The 15,700-nt window shown below is 35.8% G+C and carries 11 protein-coding genes and 6 tRNA genes; 9 read left to right on the plus strand and 8 right to left on the minus strand.

Annotated features, from left to right (window positions below; genetic code table 11):
* Positions 1 to 99 precede the first annotated feature (99 nt).
* Positions 100 to 1,473 carry an MFS transporter gene (locus K4L44_13700; GenBank protein QZE13616.1) on the plus strand — a complete coding sequence of 458 codons (1,374 nt, stop codon included), beginning with the start codon at positions 100 to 102 and terminating at the stop codon, positions 1,471 to 1,473.
* A gap of 183 nt (positions 1,474 to 1,656) precedes the next feature.
* Here K4L44_13700 and K4L44_13705 read toward each other — a convergent pair whose 3' ends face one another.
* Entirely contained in the window at positions 1,657 to 2,988 is a 1,332-nt protein-coding gene (locus tag K4L44_13705; protein ID QZE13617.1) for a PhoH family protein, read from the minus strand.
* Positions 2,989 to 3,213: 225 nt separating this feature from the next.
* Between K4L44_13705 and K4L44_13710 the strand changes: the two genes are divergently transcribed.
* Positions 3,214 to 4,503, plus strand: a complete 1,290-nt coding sequence (locus K4L44_13710; protein QZE13618.1) for a bifunctional folylpolyglutamate synthase/dihydrofolate synthase — start codon at positions 3,214 to 3,216, stop codon at positions 4,501 to 4,503.
* Positions 4,504 to 4,567: 64 nt separating this feature from the next.
* Here K4L44_13710 and K4L44_13715 read toward each other — a convergent pair whose 3' ends face one another.
* The 5 genes from K4L44_13715 to K4L44_13735 all read right to left on the minus strand — a co-directional run bounded on the left by K4L44_13715 (position 4,568) and on the right by K4L44_13735 (position 10,566).
* Positions 4,568 to 6,697, minus strand: a complete 2,130-nt coding sequence (locus K4L44_13715; GenBank protein ID QZE13619.1) for an FUSC family protein — start codon at positions 6,695 to 6,697, stop codon at positions 4,568 to 4,570.
* Positions 6,698 to 6,819: 122 nt separating this feature from the next.
* Positions 6,820 to 8,763, minus strand: a complete 1,944-nt coding sequence (locus K4L44_13720; protein QZE13620.1) for a dipeptidyl peptidase 3 — start codon at positions 8,761 to 8,763, stop codon at positions 6,820 to 6,822.
* A gap of 6 nt (positions 8,764 to 8,769) precedes the next feature.
* Positions 8,770 to 9,474 (minus strand): LytTR family DNA-binding domain-containing protein, encoded by a 705-nt coding sequence (locus K4L44_13725; protein ID QZE13621.1) that lies wholly within the window; start codon positions 9,472 to 9,474, stop codon positions 8,770 to 8,772.
* A gap of 29 nt (positions 9,475 to 9,503) precedes the next feature.
* Positions 9,504 to 10,172, minus strand: coding sequence for an RNA methyltransferase (locus K4L44_13730; GenBank protein ID QZE13622.1), 669 nt, complete (start codon positions 10,170 to 10,172; stop codon positions 9,504 to 9,506).
* Between the two features lie 121 nt (positions 10,173 to 10,293).
* Entirely contained in the window at positions 10,294 to 10,566 is a 273-nt protein-coding gene (locus K4L44_13735; GenBank protein ID QZE13623.1) for an HU family DNA-binding protein, read from the minus strand.
* 498 nt (positions 10,567 to 11,064) lie between these two features.
* Between K4L44_13735 and K4L44_13740 the strand changes: the two genes are divergently transcribed.
* From K4L44_13740 to K4L44_13765, 6 genes are all read left to right on the plus strand, one after another.
* Positions 11,065 to 11,149 (plus strand) — tRNA-Ser (locus K4L44_13740).
* 6 nt (positions 11,150 to 11,155) lie between these two features.
* Positions 11,156 to 11,228 (plus strand) — tRNA-Trp (locus K4L44_13745).
* 42 nt (positions 11,229 to 11,270) lie between these two features.
* Positions 11,271 to 11,355, plus strand: a tRNA-Ser gene (locus K4L44_13750).
* Positions 11,356 to 11,384: 29 nt separating this feature from the next.
* Positions 11,385 to 11,469 (plus strand) — tRNA-Ser (locus K4L44_13755).
* An 8-nt stretch (positions 11,470 to 11,477) separates the two neighbouring features.
* Positions 11,478 to 11,552 (plus strand) — tRNA-Pro (locus tag K4L44_13760).
* Between the two features lie 28 nt (positions 11,553 to 11,580).
* A tRNA-Ser gene (locus tag K4L44_13765) sits at positions 11,581 to 11,668 on the plus strand.
* 564 nt (positions 11,669 to 12,232) lie between these two features.
* Here the strand turns inward: K4L44_13765 and K4L44_13770 are convergent.
* Both K4L44_13770 and K4L44_13775 read right to left on the minus strand, forming a co-directional pair.
* Positions 12,233 to 12,496 (minus strand): hypothetical protein, encoded by a 264-nt coding sequence (locus K4L44_13770; GenBank protein ID QZE13624.1) that lies wholly within the window; start codon positions 12,494 to 12,496, stop codon positions 12,233 to 12,235.
* Between the two features lie 241 nt (positions 12,497 to 12,737).
* The gene (locus K4L44_13775) at positions 12,738 to 13,952 is read right to left on the minus strand and encodes an ISL3 family transposase (protein ID QZE13625.1); all 1,215 of its coding nucleotides are present in this window, start codon (positions 13,950 to 13,952) and stop codon (positions 12,738 to 12,740) included.
* A 570-nt stretch (positions 13,953 to 14,522) separates the two neighbouring features.
* Here K4L44_13775 and K4L44_13780 point away from each other — a divergent pair.
* Positions 14,523 to 15,500, plus strand: a complete 978-nt coding sequence (locus tag K4L44_13780) for an IS30 family transposase (protein ID QZE13626.1) — start codon at positions 14,523 to 14,525, stop codon at positions 15,498 to 15,500.
* The last annotated feature ends 200 nt before the right edge of the window (positions 15,501 to 15,700 follow it).

Genomic DNA, 15,700 nt, shown 5'->3' on the forward strand with positions numbered 1-15,700 from the left:
TTATTTTAAATTTAATATAAAGAGTGATTGGTCATTAATCATATTGGTTGTATGGCACAATTGCTATTTTTACACTCATAACATAGAATTACAAATAACATGAATACTGCACAAAAATCTTTACGTGACAAACCTGTCGCGAGGTGGTCTGCTCTGATCATCGTTTCAATAACCATGTTCTGTGGTTATTTCTTTACAGATGTAATGTCTCCGTTAAAACCTCTATTGGAGAAAGACCTTGGTTGGACTAGTGGTGACTACGGCTGGTTTACTAGTGCCTACGGTTGGTTCAATGTGTTTTTCTTTATGCTTTTTATTGGGGGAATTATCCTCGATAAAGTAGGAGCGAGAATTACAGGACTACTGGCTTCAGGTATTATGGTTATCGGTGCATCATTAAAGTATTATGCTATCGCGAATACATTTCCTGAGGGTGCTACTATTCTAGGACATTCAAAGCAAGTTGCACTTGCAGCACTTGGATTTGCTATTTTTGGAACAGGTGTTGAAATTATGGGTATTACGGTATCTAAGATTATTGTGCGTTGGTTCAAAGGGTATGAGATGGCATTGGCAATGGGGCTTCAAGTAGCTGTTGCACGTATCGGAACCCTTTTGGCGATGGCTGCACCTTTAAGAATCGTTGACTATTTTCATGGCAATATTGCTGCTCCATTGGCGTTCTGTTTGGTTCTATTGATCATTGGCTTTCTTTCTTATTTCGTTTACATTGTGATGGATAAGAAACTAGAGGCATCTATGGAAAAAGTAGAGGATGGTCAAGAGTCTGATTCAGAAGAAGGGTTCTCATTCAAAGATCTAAAGGCAGTCTTTGCCAATAGAGGTTTTTGGTATATCGCAATCCTTTGTGTATTATTCTACTCTTCGGTATTTCCATTCTTGAAATATGCAACAGACTTCTTTATTAATAAATTTGGAATGGCACCAGAAAGAGCTGGAGATCTTCCGGGATTATTGCCTTTAGGTACTCTTTTCTTGACTCCTATCTTTGGAGGTATTTATGATAAAGTAGGTAAAGGTGCTACGATTATGATTATTGGATCTATTCTATTGGTTCTTATTCATGGATTGTTTGCTGTAGAGGGTTTAACTAACGTTACTTTGGCTGTGATATTGGTACTTCTTTTAGGGGTAGCTCTTTCTCTTGTTCCTTCAGCAATGTGGCCATCTGTAGCAAAAATTATTCCTGAGAAACAGTTAGGAACAGCTTTTTCGATGATCTTCTGGGTACAAAACTGGGGACTAATGGGAGTACCTCTTTTGATTGGTGTAGTTCTTGAAAAGTTTTGTATTACCTCTGCTCCAGGTGCAGAAAAGGTTACATACAACTATCATATACCGATGTTAATCTTTATGGGTTTTGGTGTTTTAAGTGTGGTATTTGCCTTCCTACTTAAAAATGCTGATAAAAAGAAAGGTTATGGATTAGAACTTCCTAACATGAAAAAGTAATTTAGTCTATATAGTGATACAAAGAAGAGAAGTCGTGAACGGCTTCTCTTTTTTTGTCTTTAATTCCTTTATACTTCAGAATTTACTTTACCGATGTTCGAGTACGACTAGCTTTATCTTATTTAAAACAATGAACAAAAACTTAGCTAGGCATAAGCTCACTTTTGAATCTTTTTAAGAATTTTATAGAAGGTTACTAGCCATCTCAGCCAAAGCACTTCTTTCTCCTTTCACAAGATCTAAATGTGCGAACATCTCTTGTCCTTTCATCTTAGATGTTAGATAAGCCAAACCATTTGACTTTTGGTCTAAATATGGAGAGTCTATCTGGTGGATATCCCCTGTAAAAATAATCTTAGTTCCCTCTCCTGCACGAGTAATGATGGTTTTCACTTCGTGAGGTGTCAAGTTTTGGGCTTCATCTACGATAAAGAAAGTGTTCGACAAGCTTCTACCTCTTATAAATGCCAAAGCTGTGATGATAAGACGTTCCTGTTTTTGCATTTCATCGATTTTAGCAAACTCTTGGCTATTGATATTAAAACTTCTCTTTATCACTGATAGATTGTCAAATAAAGGTGCCATATAAGGAGCCACCTTCTCTTTTGCATCTCCAGGAAGGAAACCTAAATCTTTGTTACTAAGAGCAACAATTGGACGTGCTAGCATCACCTGGTCATATATATAGTTCTGTTGTAATGCAGCTGCTAGAGCTAGTAGTGTCTTTCCTGTTCCTGCCTTGCCAGTTATAGAGATCAACTTTAAGTCAGGGTTTAAAAGTGCATCAAAACACATGGTTTGTTCTGCATTTCTTGGTTTGATACCGTAAGTTGTCACCTTATCTACCTTTTTGATGGTGTTGGTATGGGCTACATATTTAGCGAGAACACTACTGTTTTGACTTCTGAGAATCAGATATTGATTGGGCATAAGCTTTTCAAGTCCACTCTCTTCCAATGGGATTTCGCCTCTTTCATAAAGCTCATTGATGATAGCCGTATTGTAATCATCAATTTTTTTAATTCCAAACAAAAGATCATCAACTTTTGGTACTTGATCGCTTTTATAATCTTCTGCCTCAAGGTGAAGTGATTTTGCCTTCATGCGAAGATTAACATCTTTTGTAACCAATGCTACTTTGCAATAATCACATGATGATTCATTCTGTTTTTTTATCCATAAAGCAATAGCGAGAATCTTATGATCAGGAATATTTTCAGAAAAAGAAGCCTTCATTTCATCACTGAAAGGCTTTCCTAGTTCTATTCGTAGTTTTCCTTTTCCTTCTCCAAGGCTTCGTCCAGAATTAAACAGTTCATCTCCTACAATACTATCGAGTTCTCTTACGAACTGTCTTGCTTGATAGTTAATAGGATCATTCCCTTTCTTAAATTTATCCAACTCCTCTAGCACCGTGATAGGAATAACCACATCATTGTTCTCGAAATGATGTATACAACGATGATCATGAAGTATTACGTTTGTGTCGAGAATAAAAATCTTTTTATTATCCATACTGCTTTAATTTAGTGAGTTACTATTTTATGCAGAAAAGTGGAGGTGAAAAAGTAGGTAAACCATGACAAAACTTCTCAATATCGTAAAAACAAATAAGAATTCATCCTTTGATTCTTTCTTTTTATTTGCCACTTTGTAAATGCCGTTTCTATATTGTTTCTAACAATTAAGAGGCTGGGTTGTTTCTATATATTTAAGATAATTTAGTTAAAAAAATATCATATGGGAGATTATCAAACCACTTTAGAATATCTATATGAGCAGCTACCTTTCTTTCAAAGACAAGGAGCTAGTGCATATAAACACGATTTGGCAGTGACACTAAGTTTAGATGAAATATATAATCATCCTCATGCAAACTATCGTACCATTCATGTTGCAGGAACTAATGGAAAGGGGAGTGTTTCGAACATGATTGCGTCGATTCTTCATCAAGCAGGTTATAAGGTAGGGTTGTATACATCTCCTCATCTGAAAGATTTTCGCGAGCGTATTCGTGTGAATGGTGAGATGATTTCAGAAGAGAGTGTTGTCGATTTTGTAGAACACTATAAGATGATATCTCCTGAGATCACTCCATCCTTCTTTGAGATCACCGTCGCCATGGCTTTTGACTATTTTGATAAACAGAATGTTGATATTGCAGTGGTTGAGGTCGGTATGGGAGGACGCCTAGACAGTACTAATATTATTCATCCTGATCTTTCTGTTATAACCAATATCGGTCTAGATCACACCCAATTCCTTGGGGATACTTTACCACAAGTAGCGAAAGAGAAAGCTGGGATTATTAAGAACGGTGTACCTGTGATCATTGGGAAATCACAGAAGGAGTGTCTGGATGTGTTTAGTGAACATGCACAAGAGTTGAATGCTTCATTTACTTTAGCTGACCAGGTTTATCATGTCGAGTCGCATGAGTTAGTAGAAGATCGACGAATCATTCAACTTAAAAAAGGGAATGGTTTTGTATATCCCAATTTGTCGGTTTCTCTTCAAGGTAGGTACCAAGTGGAAAACGTAGTAACAGTGGTGGCTGTCTTTGAAAAGTTGATTACTATGGGATACAAACTAACGGAGTCTGATCTATACAACGGCTTGCGAAATATTCAAGAAAATACTGGCTTAAAAGGTCGTTGGCAAAAGATTGCCAAGAAACCACTAGTGGTATGCGATACAGGTCATAATGTAGATGGTATTGCACAGGTAGTTCACCAAATTGAGGAGACAAAATACGAAGCCCTACATATGGTTCTTGGAATGGTTTCTGATAAAGATGTTAGAGGAGTGTTAAAGCTTTTACCTAAAGAGGCAACCTACTATTTCTGTTCGCCAGATATTCCACGTGCGATGGAGGCTGAAGTCCTTCAAGAGAAGGCAAAAGAGTTCGGATTGACAGGAAGTTGTTATGACAGTGTAAAAGAGGCTTTAAAAGTCGCGTGGGAGCGTGCAGATGACAAAGATATGGTATTTGTTGGTGGAAGTACTTTTGTTGTTGCAGAGGTTGTTTAAATAAAAAATATCGATTTTATTTATATAGAAGGGATAAAGATGAATTCTTTATCCCTTCTATTTTTTATCGCTTGTAGTTTTGTATCACAAAAAGTATCTGATATAGAACCTCTGCGATATTGTACAGTATGACTAGTTTTTGTCGTTTAGAACCCTTCTCACAGACTTCAATGGCCGTTGTTAGCTCGTCTAAAAATGATTTAAACTCAATAACAGGAATCTCATCTACTTGGTCTAGATTGATTCTACTTATTTTATCTAGTTCCTCTCCAATACGAAGATATGCCCACGACTCTTGTTCTGAAAAGTGAGTCGGTGTGTGGCGATGGGAACCAAAAGCGGAAAGATAAGAGATCAATGCATGATTTAGGTATGTTAGATGGAATGCTGCTTCTTGCTTCCTTTTACTAGATTTTGGTTCTAGTTTCATCCCTTGCCATGCTTGGGTTAAAGAGTTGTCTGCAATGTGTGCTCTTTGTCTCGCTTTAGCATAAGAGGTCTCATTTAGTTCACACATATGGTAGGCTTTCAATATCGCTTTATAGTACAAATTATTTCTTCTGAGTGCAGTGGACAAAAGAATTGGTAGTTTGTCTTTTTGCCAATCAGGCCATAAGAATCGAACAGATAAGATTGCTAATGTCGCACCGATTAAAGTATCCAATATTCTTGCTCCCATCATTTCAACTCCCATTCCTGATATGAGGTTAAATGCCGAGATAACAAAGATTGTAATGAAGATAACGGAACGAGAATATCGACGTTTCAGCCATAGAAAGAAGGCAAAATTTGCGACTAATAAGGTTAATATTTGTCCTGGTAATGTTGGCATCAATTGCGATATAATAACCCCTGTTACAACTCCCGAGAGCGTTCCGAAGATACGCTGAAACAGTCTTTGTTTGGTTTCACTATAACTTGGTTGACAAACAAATAAACTAGTCAGAATAATCCATTCTCCCTTTTGAATATGAAATACAGTTGTCAGGATGTACCCTAACAGAAAGCAGGATGAAAGACGAATTGCATATCTCAATCTTGCATTACGAAAGTTTAGTTGTGATCGTATTTTCTGTTTCACATCCACATGCTTCTTGTAGAAGTTTGGAAGTACAATAATATCTTTGTTATACTCGATATTTTTTAATGCCAAATGAGATTGGATCAAGCTATGAATAAGCAGTGATAGTGGATGGTCATGAAATTGTGGATGTTTGCGTCTTTGGTCTTTTAGTACCCCTATGACCCACTCAAGAGAGGAAGGATGGTGATATGCATCGCCACTTAAAAGACTTTTAGACATATTACGACATGCTTTAGAAAGCAGGTGAAGCATCTGTCCAATACCTTGTAATAGTGGACCATTATTGGGTTCATTGATAAGGGTCGTATATTGCTCATGGGTTGCAGTTGCTCTTTCGTGAAGTGTTTGTAATAGAACAAAACGATGGAGATATGGCTTTAATTTCTCTTTATTATCAATTGAGTTTGTATAACTTTGAAGTACATTTTTACATCTCTCTAATGCAATTACGACCAAGATATTTTGCTGAGCTAAGCTATTCATCTTTTTCTCGATGTTGATCTCTTCACCAGGAAAAAGCGAAGATTTCATCTGCATATACTTAGATAGTGCCATGTAGCCACGAGATAGTTGCTCCTCAAGCAATCTGTAGGGATGAATTAAAAGAAGTAGCCATGAAATTAACCCATATGTTAACGCGCCAGTACATAGCAATACTGGTTGTAGATACCAGGAGCTACTAAGGCTTGATCCCAACATGGCATAGATCCCAATAAGAATGGCACCAAAAGTGATCCCCCTAAAACGTTCGTCGATACCACCAATAATAATAAAGATAATGGTTGAACTAACCATCCCTATTGCAAAGAATACAGGATAAGGCCTAAGTAGTTCCACGGAAGCGGTCGCGATGAAAAAGCATACTATCGTGATTCCCAAAGAGGTGATACGACCTTTAGGATGATCATCGGTTTCTGCCAATGCACCTGCGATAACTCCTAAACTAAGAGTTACACCTACAAAGGATTTTCCTATAAGGATAAACGGTAGTGCAATGAAAACCATTGCTAACGTTACTTTTAACGCAAGTAGACGGTCTGGATAGAGCCAAAATGTCTCTTTTAGCCATTTTCTAATAGGGGTTAATTTTTTCTTTAATCCTGTTCCCATATTTGTTATAACGATCTTCAGTGGAATTATGTTTTTGTTGGATAGTTTTTCTCCCCTTCAAAAGAGAAATATCCTTGAAGATATATTGTAGAGTCTTTCTAATGAAAGACTCCACGATATATTTATACTAAGTAACCGTAGTCAGCGCTATATCTAAGCATTTGCTCAGCAAAGTTTTCTGTGTAGTCAATGGAGATATCAACGATTTCACCCTTTTCTTCAACTGCTGTAAGTTTTGGATTCAAAAATCCAGAGTATGGAGGGATATTTAGTTTTTTATATCTCTCTAGCACTTCTTGATGTAATTCGGAATCTATCTTCACTCCATAGCACTCTACCAATTCTTTTCCCGCTTCATAATCCCCTTCAGATTTAATTCGCTGCACCTCTTTTAGTAGGGTTCCAAAAAGTTCTCTTAATGCATCATAGTCTTGAATAACAAAGTAGGTTTTACCCTCTTTTGTCTTTCTTGTGATAATATTTAGATCTTTTCCTTTCTCGTAAGCCCACTTCGCAATAAGTTGTCTATTCCTCATGTGAGACTCTTCAATATCTTTTCCAAGTTCAATACGAACTAATTGTGTTAAAAGTCCGTTTCTGATATATCCATCATACTCTGTCTTTCCAACTTCGATAGAGGGGATCAAGCCTAGAGATACTAGTTTTGGATCCATAATATAGTATAGAGCAAAAAGGTCAGCACGTGCCTCTTCTAACGTGGAGTGATAATTCTTTAGTGAATCAACAGGTACTCCATCAAGCATCTTTCCTGAACCATGTCCCAAACACTCATGTAGATCCGTATGTAAGTTGCTTCCAAGGTAACCATAGCGCTCTGCATTTGCTATCTCTTCTTCAGAATATGCAAATTCATTTAAGAAACCAGAGCCTTTGGATGCTTTATCATAAGCGGAAGTGATATTTTCGATAGTAACAGATTTTGAACCATATGACTCTCGAATCCATTCCGCATTTGGTAGGTTAATACCAATAGGGGTTGCTGGGTAACAATCGCCACCTAGCATCGCAACATGAATTACCTTCGCTGATACACCATTCACCTCTGCCTTTTTGTGTTTGGCTTCTGTAGGAGAATTGTCTTCGAACCATTGTGCATTGTTGCTGATAATTTGAGTCCTCTTGGTTGCTTCGTGGTCTGTATATTGTACAACAGATTCCCAACTAGCTTTCATTCCAAGTGCATCTCCATACACTTCAATAAAACCATTGATAAAATCAACCTCTCCAGAAAGTTCTTTCACCCATTCAATATTATATAAATCAAAAAGATGAAGGTCTCCCGTCTTATAATAGTCTATTAATAGAGAGATACATTTCTCTTGTTGTTGGTTCTCACAAACATTTTTAGCCTTATCTAGCCAATATATGATATTCTGTATGGCCTCTCCGTATTTACCGTTCAACCTCCATACCTCTTCTTGGATCGTTCCATTCTCGTCTTTTGTAAGACGGCTATTAAGTCCTCTAGATGGTTGTTCTCTCTCTTCTTTATCAGCTATCTCAGAATAAAAAGTCTCCGCTTCTTTTTGACTAACGTGGTGATAGTAGTTGTTCGCAGAGGTTTTTATTAGATCGACAGATGAATCTAATGATACTCTTTTGGCTTTATAAGTAGTGTCAAAGAGAAGATTGTTTAATAATACCTTTTCTTTTTGATTAAGATCGATATTTGCTCCCACACATAAACTGTTCCACTCTTCTTGAGTAATATGAGTTGTAAACTTATCCATGGAGTAGTGGTGGTGAATACCATTTGCAAACCAAATTCGTTTTACAAAGGTGGTAAAACGTTCCCACAACACATTTGAGACATGCTCTTTCTGACCAGATTTATATATTTTTTCTAGTATAGATCTTAAAAGAAGGTTCTCGCTTCCATTCTGATCCCATAAGATATCTCTTCCACATAGGGCCGCTTGTGATAGGAAGTATATATAGGTCTTCTGCTGAAGGTCTAATTGATTAAAATTCTCTAACTTATATCGAAGGATCTTTGTATCTGCAAACTTCTCTATATAGTATTTGAAATTATCAGTGGTTTCCATATAATGCTATTTTTTATTTAGAACAGGGAGAAATGTTAATAGCTCCTCTTTCTTAGTCGTAGTTCTTTCTAATCTCTGTTTGTCTGATTCAAACTCAAGAATATTCCCACGAATTCTTTTGATGTTACTGATATTGGCAATAATTGATCGCTGTACCTTATAAAATTGTTCTTTAGGTAATGATTCATTGACCGATTTTAATGTTGCATGTACCATGTGACATCCCGTTTTTGTATAGAAACGGACATAGTTCTCTTCCGATTCAATAAATAGAATTTCGCTGTATGCTAGGTTTATATGGGTGTTGTTCGATTTGATTAATATCTTATCCGAAATAGGGGATTTGTCTCTAATTTGTATTGCTTTTTCTACTCGATTCACCGCTTTAAGCAGTCGTTGTAACGGAATCGGTTTAAGTAGATAATCAATACATTCATGATCAAAGGCTTCGGGACCATAATTCTCTTTAGAAGAGATCATAATTACTGGAGGTTTTTCATCTAATGATTCTAAAATATCAATGCCAGACATCTCTGGTAATTCAATGTCTAGAATAATAAAATCAATCTCTTCTCTTTTTTTATTCCAAACATTAATGCCCTCAATGCCATCGGTCGCTTGAAATAAATAGTTAATCCGACTATCTTTCTTTAATAGTCTAGATAAAGTACTTTGAACTAGGGGATCGTCATCAATTATTAAACAGTTCATACTAGATTGAGTTTAGTGTATCGTTAATTTTACTTATGCTCCTCTTCCCAATTTTGGATAATGCGGTCAGATGCTTTGATCGAACGTTTCAGCCATTCGAACTTGATCTCATGTTTCTCCTCTTCAGTGAGTTGCCAAGGAATAGATTCTTTTCGTATTCTAGTGGCAAGATCTTGCATGACCAATGAGGCACATACTGAGATATTAAAACTTTCGGTAAAACCAAACATCGGGACTTTTATAAATTCATCCGCTTCTTCTCTTACAATGTCTGAAATTCCCGTAAGTTCTGTTCCAAAAACAAGTGCAGTCTTCCCTTTAGAAAGATCAAAGTCTTGTAAAAAAACATCTCTCTCGTGTGGTGTAGTTGCCACGATACGATACCCTTGTTCTTTAAGGTTCTTAAGTGCTGTGCGGGTGTTATTCTCTTGTTCGTTATATTTGTGTATGTCTAGCCATTTACTAGATCCCATTGCAATCTCTTGGTGCACATTAAATTCGTTGTTGTTTTCAATAATATGTACATCTTGTATACCAAAACAGTCACATGATCGAAGTACTGCACTCGCATTTTGTGCTTGAAAGATATTTTCAAGAACGACGGTTAAATAACGAGTTCTATTCTCTATGACACGGTCAAATAGAGAGGTTCGTGCTTCAGTAGCAAAGGACTCGAGGTGTTGTATGATCTCTTTCATATGCAATAGTTTTCTTGAGGTTTCATCCTTGACGTATGATTCCTTTCTGATAGGGTACAAATATAAAAATAAAAAAGGGAGCATTTCTGCTCCCTAATCCAATACTCAAGAAAATATCTTATTAGTTGATTTTATTACCAAAGTCTTGTCCTGCTTTAAATCGAACAATTCTTTTTGCTTCTACTTTTACAGGTTTTCCTGTAGCAGGATTTCTAACCTCGCGTGCTTCTCTATCAATTGTATAAAAAGATCCAAAACCAGCAATGATTAAACGATCTTCATTTTTCAATGTCTCCATTGTTGCATTAAGGAAAGTTTCAACAGTCTTCTTTGTGTCCTTAATTGTCATTCCAGTTTCTTCAGAAACTTTTTTTATTAATTCTGTTTTGTTCATGGTTATGTATATTAAAATGGTTAAGATACAAGTTCTATTTAATTTTCATAGACTCTGTGTCTATACTCTATTTAATTCAAATTATTTTTGTTTTTAGACTCTAAAACTCTTTATAATAAAGGTTTAATGTCTTAAAATTCACAAAATATTTTAACATATAAAAGAAAACTGCTGATTTTGAGCTCTTTTTCTACTATAAAAACTAATTTCTTACATAAATGTTCATTAGTTTGCATAAAAAACCTCTTTTTTACCAATAAATGGGCTTTATGTCTATTTTCTTATTGTCTTAAACCTATATTTAGTTCAATTTAGTGATCAATAATAGTAGGATTCTCTTTATCGATCACTTTTTACTCAAAAAAAATAATTTTTTTTTATTGTTGAATTGTATTGAAAACCAAATGTTAGGAAATGTTTGGCTCAAAAAACAAGAAAAAAATATTTCAATATGTTTGCAGGTAATACAAAAAGTCCTACTTTTGCTACCGCAATTACGGAGAGATGGCAGAGTGGTCGAATGCGGTGGTCTTGAAAACCATTGTACCGCGAGGTACCGGGGGTTCGAATCCCTCTCTCTCCGCAACACACGGGTGTAGCTCAGTTGGTAGAGCACTGGTCTCCAAAACCAGGTGTCGGGAGTTCGAGTCTCTCCTCCCGTGCGAGTTCTTAAAAATATTGATAATAATACCTCTTCAATTATTGGAGAGATGGCAGAGTGGTCGAATGCGGTGGTCTTGAAAACCATTGTACCGCGAGGTACCGGGGGTTCGAATCCCTCTCTCTCCGCTGTGAGATTAAAAGAGGTATTATTATAAGGAGAGATGGCAGAGTGGTCGAATGCGGTGGTCTTGAAAACCATTGTACCGCGAGGTACCGGGGGTTCGAATCCCTCTCTCTCCGCACCGTTTCGGGGTGTAGCGCAGTCCGGTTAGCGCACCTGCTTTGGGAGCAGGGGGTCCCAGGTTCGAATCCTGGTACCCCGACAGATTTAAAACAGATCAACCATCTTTAGGAGGGGTGGGTGAGTGGCTGAAACCACCAGTTTGCTAAACTGACGTACTCTATTCGGGTACCGGGGGTTCGAATCCCCCTCTCTCCGCAAGAAGCTTCAATCATTTTGATTGAAGCTTTTTTGTTTTCTATATATTCTTTTTAACCTTCACTTTTTTTTATGATGGATCAAGAACCATGCATTGTTTTAGCTGGATCTGTAAAATATTTATAGAAAAAGAGGATGTAGACTCATTGGAATATATCTCCTATTCAGATATTCTCGAAATACATTTCAAACATATTGTTCATCGTTGATAGATGAATGGGATGCAGAGGAAATGTCGATACTATATTGCAATATTTCTAATATCAAATGATATGTATTTTCAATCATATATTTGTATCATATCATGCAATACAACGCTATCCAATAAATTGAATCAATCAATTTAAATCAAACCAAAAATAGTTCAGATGATACTATATTGATATATAATATTACAATGTGTCCGTCATTCAACAGATTAGTGCTGACACCCCTAGACAAGGCACTGTCTTGTCTAGGGGTGTTGACATATATGGGGTGCATCGGGGGGATGTTAATATTAAACTGCAATCTTAGCACTGGAACCTTATCTTACAATTTCTAATATTACATGAGTGATATAACTCAATTTGCATCTGTATAATTTTCCAAAACCCAGTTCCAATATATATCTTTCCCTTCTAATAAATCATTCCATGTTGGCTGCAACAATACATCTGGTACTAAACATTCTATGTTACATTGTGAAGCATCTGGTCTTTTGAATATTTTGTGACTTACAAAACCTTTGATCTTGGTGTTTGGTAACTCGAATGAAAGAAGATCTCCATAACTGCATGGTTTATAGGAACTTTTGTCTCCTATGACGATTCCTATGTTATTATCCATTGCTGTTGTAATTAGCATTCCTGCACTACTATAATTGACTACCTCCCCAAAAAAGTTGTGTTGTTATTGTAAGTATTTGAAATTCATTACATAATATATGTATAAAGACGAGGAAAGCTAGATTAAAAATGTTATTTTAAGTTTGACAACAATAACCATTTAAAACCTAGCTCATGAACAAGGTACTAACAAAACAAATACAGAACAAGCTAAGTCTCTATTTTTGTAAATTAAATAGGGTTCATCCATCTTTTGCGTATATATTTTGATGTATTGCTTTTATTCTTAGCATAAAAAAATCTAAGTCACGATATCCATATGCTTGTCTTTTGATGGTTTTAATTTTGTTATTTATCCCTTCTAAGGGACCAGTAGAGATATGGCACTTATACCAATTCAGAACTCCTGTTTTGTGTTTGATTAATAGTTCTACCATTTTCTTAAGCTGTGGTATTTCAGTCTCATTTACCTCTTCTATCCATTGTTTAAGGAATTTTGAAGCGTCTCCAATATTATTTTGATTCCATAACTCCCTCAATTCTTCTTTCAAATAGTATGCATAAAACAAAGTAGTATTTGTTTCTAATGCTTTTTCAAGTCTTGAGTCTTCCTCTTTCTCAAGGTTGAGATTCTCTGAATTCTTTAACAATAGCCAACGACTTCCTTTTAAATTTTTCTTGATAACCTTATCCTTCTCTTTGTTGTATAGATCTCTTCTTATTTTACTTATAGTCTCATTTAGTTTCTTTATTATATGAAAATGGTCAAATACCATAGTAGCTTTAGGAGCATTGGTTTTTACTGAAAGAATATAGGCAGGTGACATATCAATGGCAACAGACTCTATTTGGACTTTATTGATCTTTATACGTTTCCAAAAAGGAACTAATGTCTCAGAACCTTTACCTTTTCCTACATGTAAAACGACTCCTTTATCTAAGTCATATACACAAGTCATATATACATGTCCCTTTTTCACTGCAAATTCATCGATTGCAATATGTTTCACCCCCTTAAGCCTAGGAGAATGATATTTTGATTTTAAGTGAGACTTAATGATCTCTTTTACAATATTCCAGTTAAGGTCTAAAAGTCGACTGATTGATTGAATCGTCATATGAGAAGAGAGAAGTAAAACCATCTTTTCTAAAGAGCGAATATAGGACTTCTGCTCTTTGGCAAACCTTAAATGTTTCTGTCGTACGATCTTGCATTTTTTGCAATAGAGGCGTTGAACATCTATGATAATAACACTCTTCTTCTTGCCTATCATTGGCCCCTTAAAGCTACGTGTAACAACTCCGCAACATATAACGTGCAATCTTTTACAGCGACTACAACGTAGTTTATCTTTTTTTGTCTTAACTTTAAGTTGAATGGTATCCCCTACATAAGTTGTGGATAATAATTGCTGGTCTTGTAAACCTAGACAATGATATATACTACTGGTATTCATAATCTATAGAGTTTTTGGCAAGAAATAACTATAGAATATGTTTACCAGTTTTTTTGTTCATATACGCAATTCATGGAAGAATCCTATATTTTAATACAAAAGCCGCAATGCCTCTTGAGTTAAGCCACTTGGCTATGTCGGTTCCCTCCCAATCGTAAGCCAATCCACTATAGCCTCCTCCTGGCATAATTAAAACAGCTTTACCGGTTGAACTTTTTTTGCAAGGAACATAGACTGGATGTGCAACTTTTTACCGGCCAAAAAGTTAAGCCGCACATTGATTATATAATTCCATAAATTCCAATGGAGATCGGTATCCCAGTTTTGAGTGTATTCTTTTCCTGTTATACCAAACTTCAATAAAATAAAATATTTCAGTTTTGCTTGAAATCTAGAGTAATAGTGTCTATGATTCTTGCATTCAAGTCGTAAATGCAACGCTATATTCTAAATATAAGGTTTGTTAAATTGCTAAAGTATGGGGTACAAAAAAGGAGGATTACTCCTCCTTAATATTAAGTTTGTCTCCATATTATTAACACAAAAACCGACCAAGATATAGTGTGCGTTATGGGACAACTAAATATTGAGCAAAGGTATAAGATAGAATTGATGTATGCAATAGGTGCAAGTTATCAAACGATTGGGACTTTAATAAGTAGAGATAAGTTTGTGGTATGCAGGGAGATCAAAAGAAACACCAATCCCTTAACAGGTAAATATTGTGCGTTGTATGCTGATACTTTGAGTAAGAAAAGACATAGGGAGAAACGTAAGCATATCAAAATGGATGCTCTTATGAAGGATTATATCCTATTTTATTTAAAGGAAGGTTATAGTCCAGAGCAGATAAAAGGGAGAAGTGAAAATGCTGGAATAAGTTGTGTGTCTCATGAGTCAATTTATCTCCATATATGGAAGGATAAAAAAGAAGGAGGTGAGTTATATAAATACTTAAGGCACAAGCATAAGAAGTATTCTAAAAGAGGCTCTAAAAAGGAGTTTAGAGGTAAGATGGAAGACCGTGTAAGTATAGATTTACGTCCAAATGTTGTAGAAGAAAAGCAGCGTTTTGGTGATCTTGAGATAGATACAATCATTGGAAAGGATCGTAAAGGAGCTATTCTTACGATTAATGATCGATGTACTGGTTTGTGCTGGATAAGGTTACTGGAAGGTAAAAATGCCAAAGCATTGGCTCAAAAGACAATAGATGCTCTAGTTCCTTTTAAAGACCTAATACACACAATCACATCAGACAATGGTAGAGAGTTTTATGAACACAAACAGATAGCCAAGAAATTAAATATTGACTTCTATTTTGCACACCCTTATCACTCTTGGGAAAGAGGTGCTAATGAGAACCTTAATGGTTTAATTCGACAATATATACCAAAGGGAAGTTCTTTTGAAAACTTGACTCAAGAGAAAATTAAATCGATACAGAATAAGTTAAATAATAGACCTCGAAAAAGACTACAATACGATAAGCCTATTGAGGTCTATAAAAAGTTAAATTTGGATAAAATAGTTGCATTTGTCGCTTGAATCCACGATTAATCATTTCAGATTTGATTATCTTAAAGAAATTTTCAGCTAAGGCATTATCCCGTCAATTTCCTTTTTTACTCATACTTTGAATTACATTCGCCTTTTTAAATTATTTTTAAATTTTCTGCTACATATTGTACTCCTTGATCAGAGTGAAATAGCATTTTGGCCTTAGTTTTACGATTGCGTTTGGTCAT

The sequence above is a fragment of the Prolixibacteraceae bacterium genome (assembly GCA_019720755.1).
In the GTDB taxonomy this organism is placed as follows: domain Bacteria; phylum Bacteroidota; class Bacteroidia; order Bacteroidales; family Prolixibacteraceae; genus Halosquirtibacter; species Halosquirtibacter laminarini.

Coding starts and splice junctions, on each gene's coding strand:
- K4L44_13700 (QZE13616.1), top strand. CDS start 100: ATGAATACTGCACAAAAATCTTTACGTGACAAACCTGTCGCGAGGTGG.
- K4L44_13715 (QZE13619.1), bottom strand. CDS start 6,697: ATGGGAACAGGATTAAAGAAAAAATTAACCCCTATTAGAAAATGGCTA.
- K4L44_13770 (QZE13624.1), bottom strand. CDS start 12,496: ATGGATAATAACATAGGAATCGTCATAGGAGACAAAAGTTCCTATAAA.
- K4L44_13725 (QZE13621.1), bottom strand. CDS start 9,474: ATGAACTGTTTAATAATTGATGACGATCCCCTAGTTCAAAGTACTTTA.
- K4L44_13780 (QZE13626.1), top strand. CDS start 14,523: ATGGGACAACTAAATATTGAGCAAAGGTATAAGATAGAATTGATGTAT.
- K4L44_13720 (QZE13620.1), bottom strand. CDS start 8,763: ATGGAAACCACTGATAATTTCAAATACTATATAGAGAAGTTTGCAGAT.
- K4L44_13730 (QZE13622.1), bottom strand. CDS start 10,172: ATGAAAGAGATCATACAACACCTCGAGTCCTTTGCTACTGAAGCACGA.
- K4L44_13710 (QZE13618.1), top strand. CDS start 3,214: ATGGGAGATTATCAAACCACTTTAGAATATCTATATGAGCAGCTACCT.
- K4L44_13705 (QZE13617.1), bottom strand. CDS start 2,988: ATGGATAATAAAAAGATTTTTATTCTCGACACAAACGTAATACTTCAT.
- K4L44_13735 (QZE13623.1), bottom strand. CDS start 10,566: ATGAACAAAACAGAATTAATAAAAAAAGTTTCTGAAGAAACTGGAATG.
- K4L44_13775 (QZE13625.1), bottom strand. CDS start 13,952: ATGAATACCAGTAGTATATATCATTGTCTAGGTTTACAAGACCAGCAA.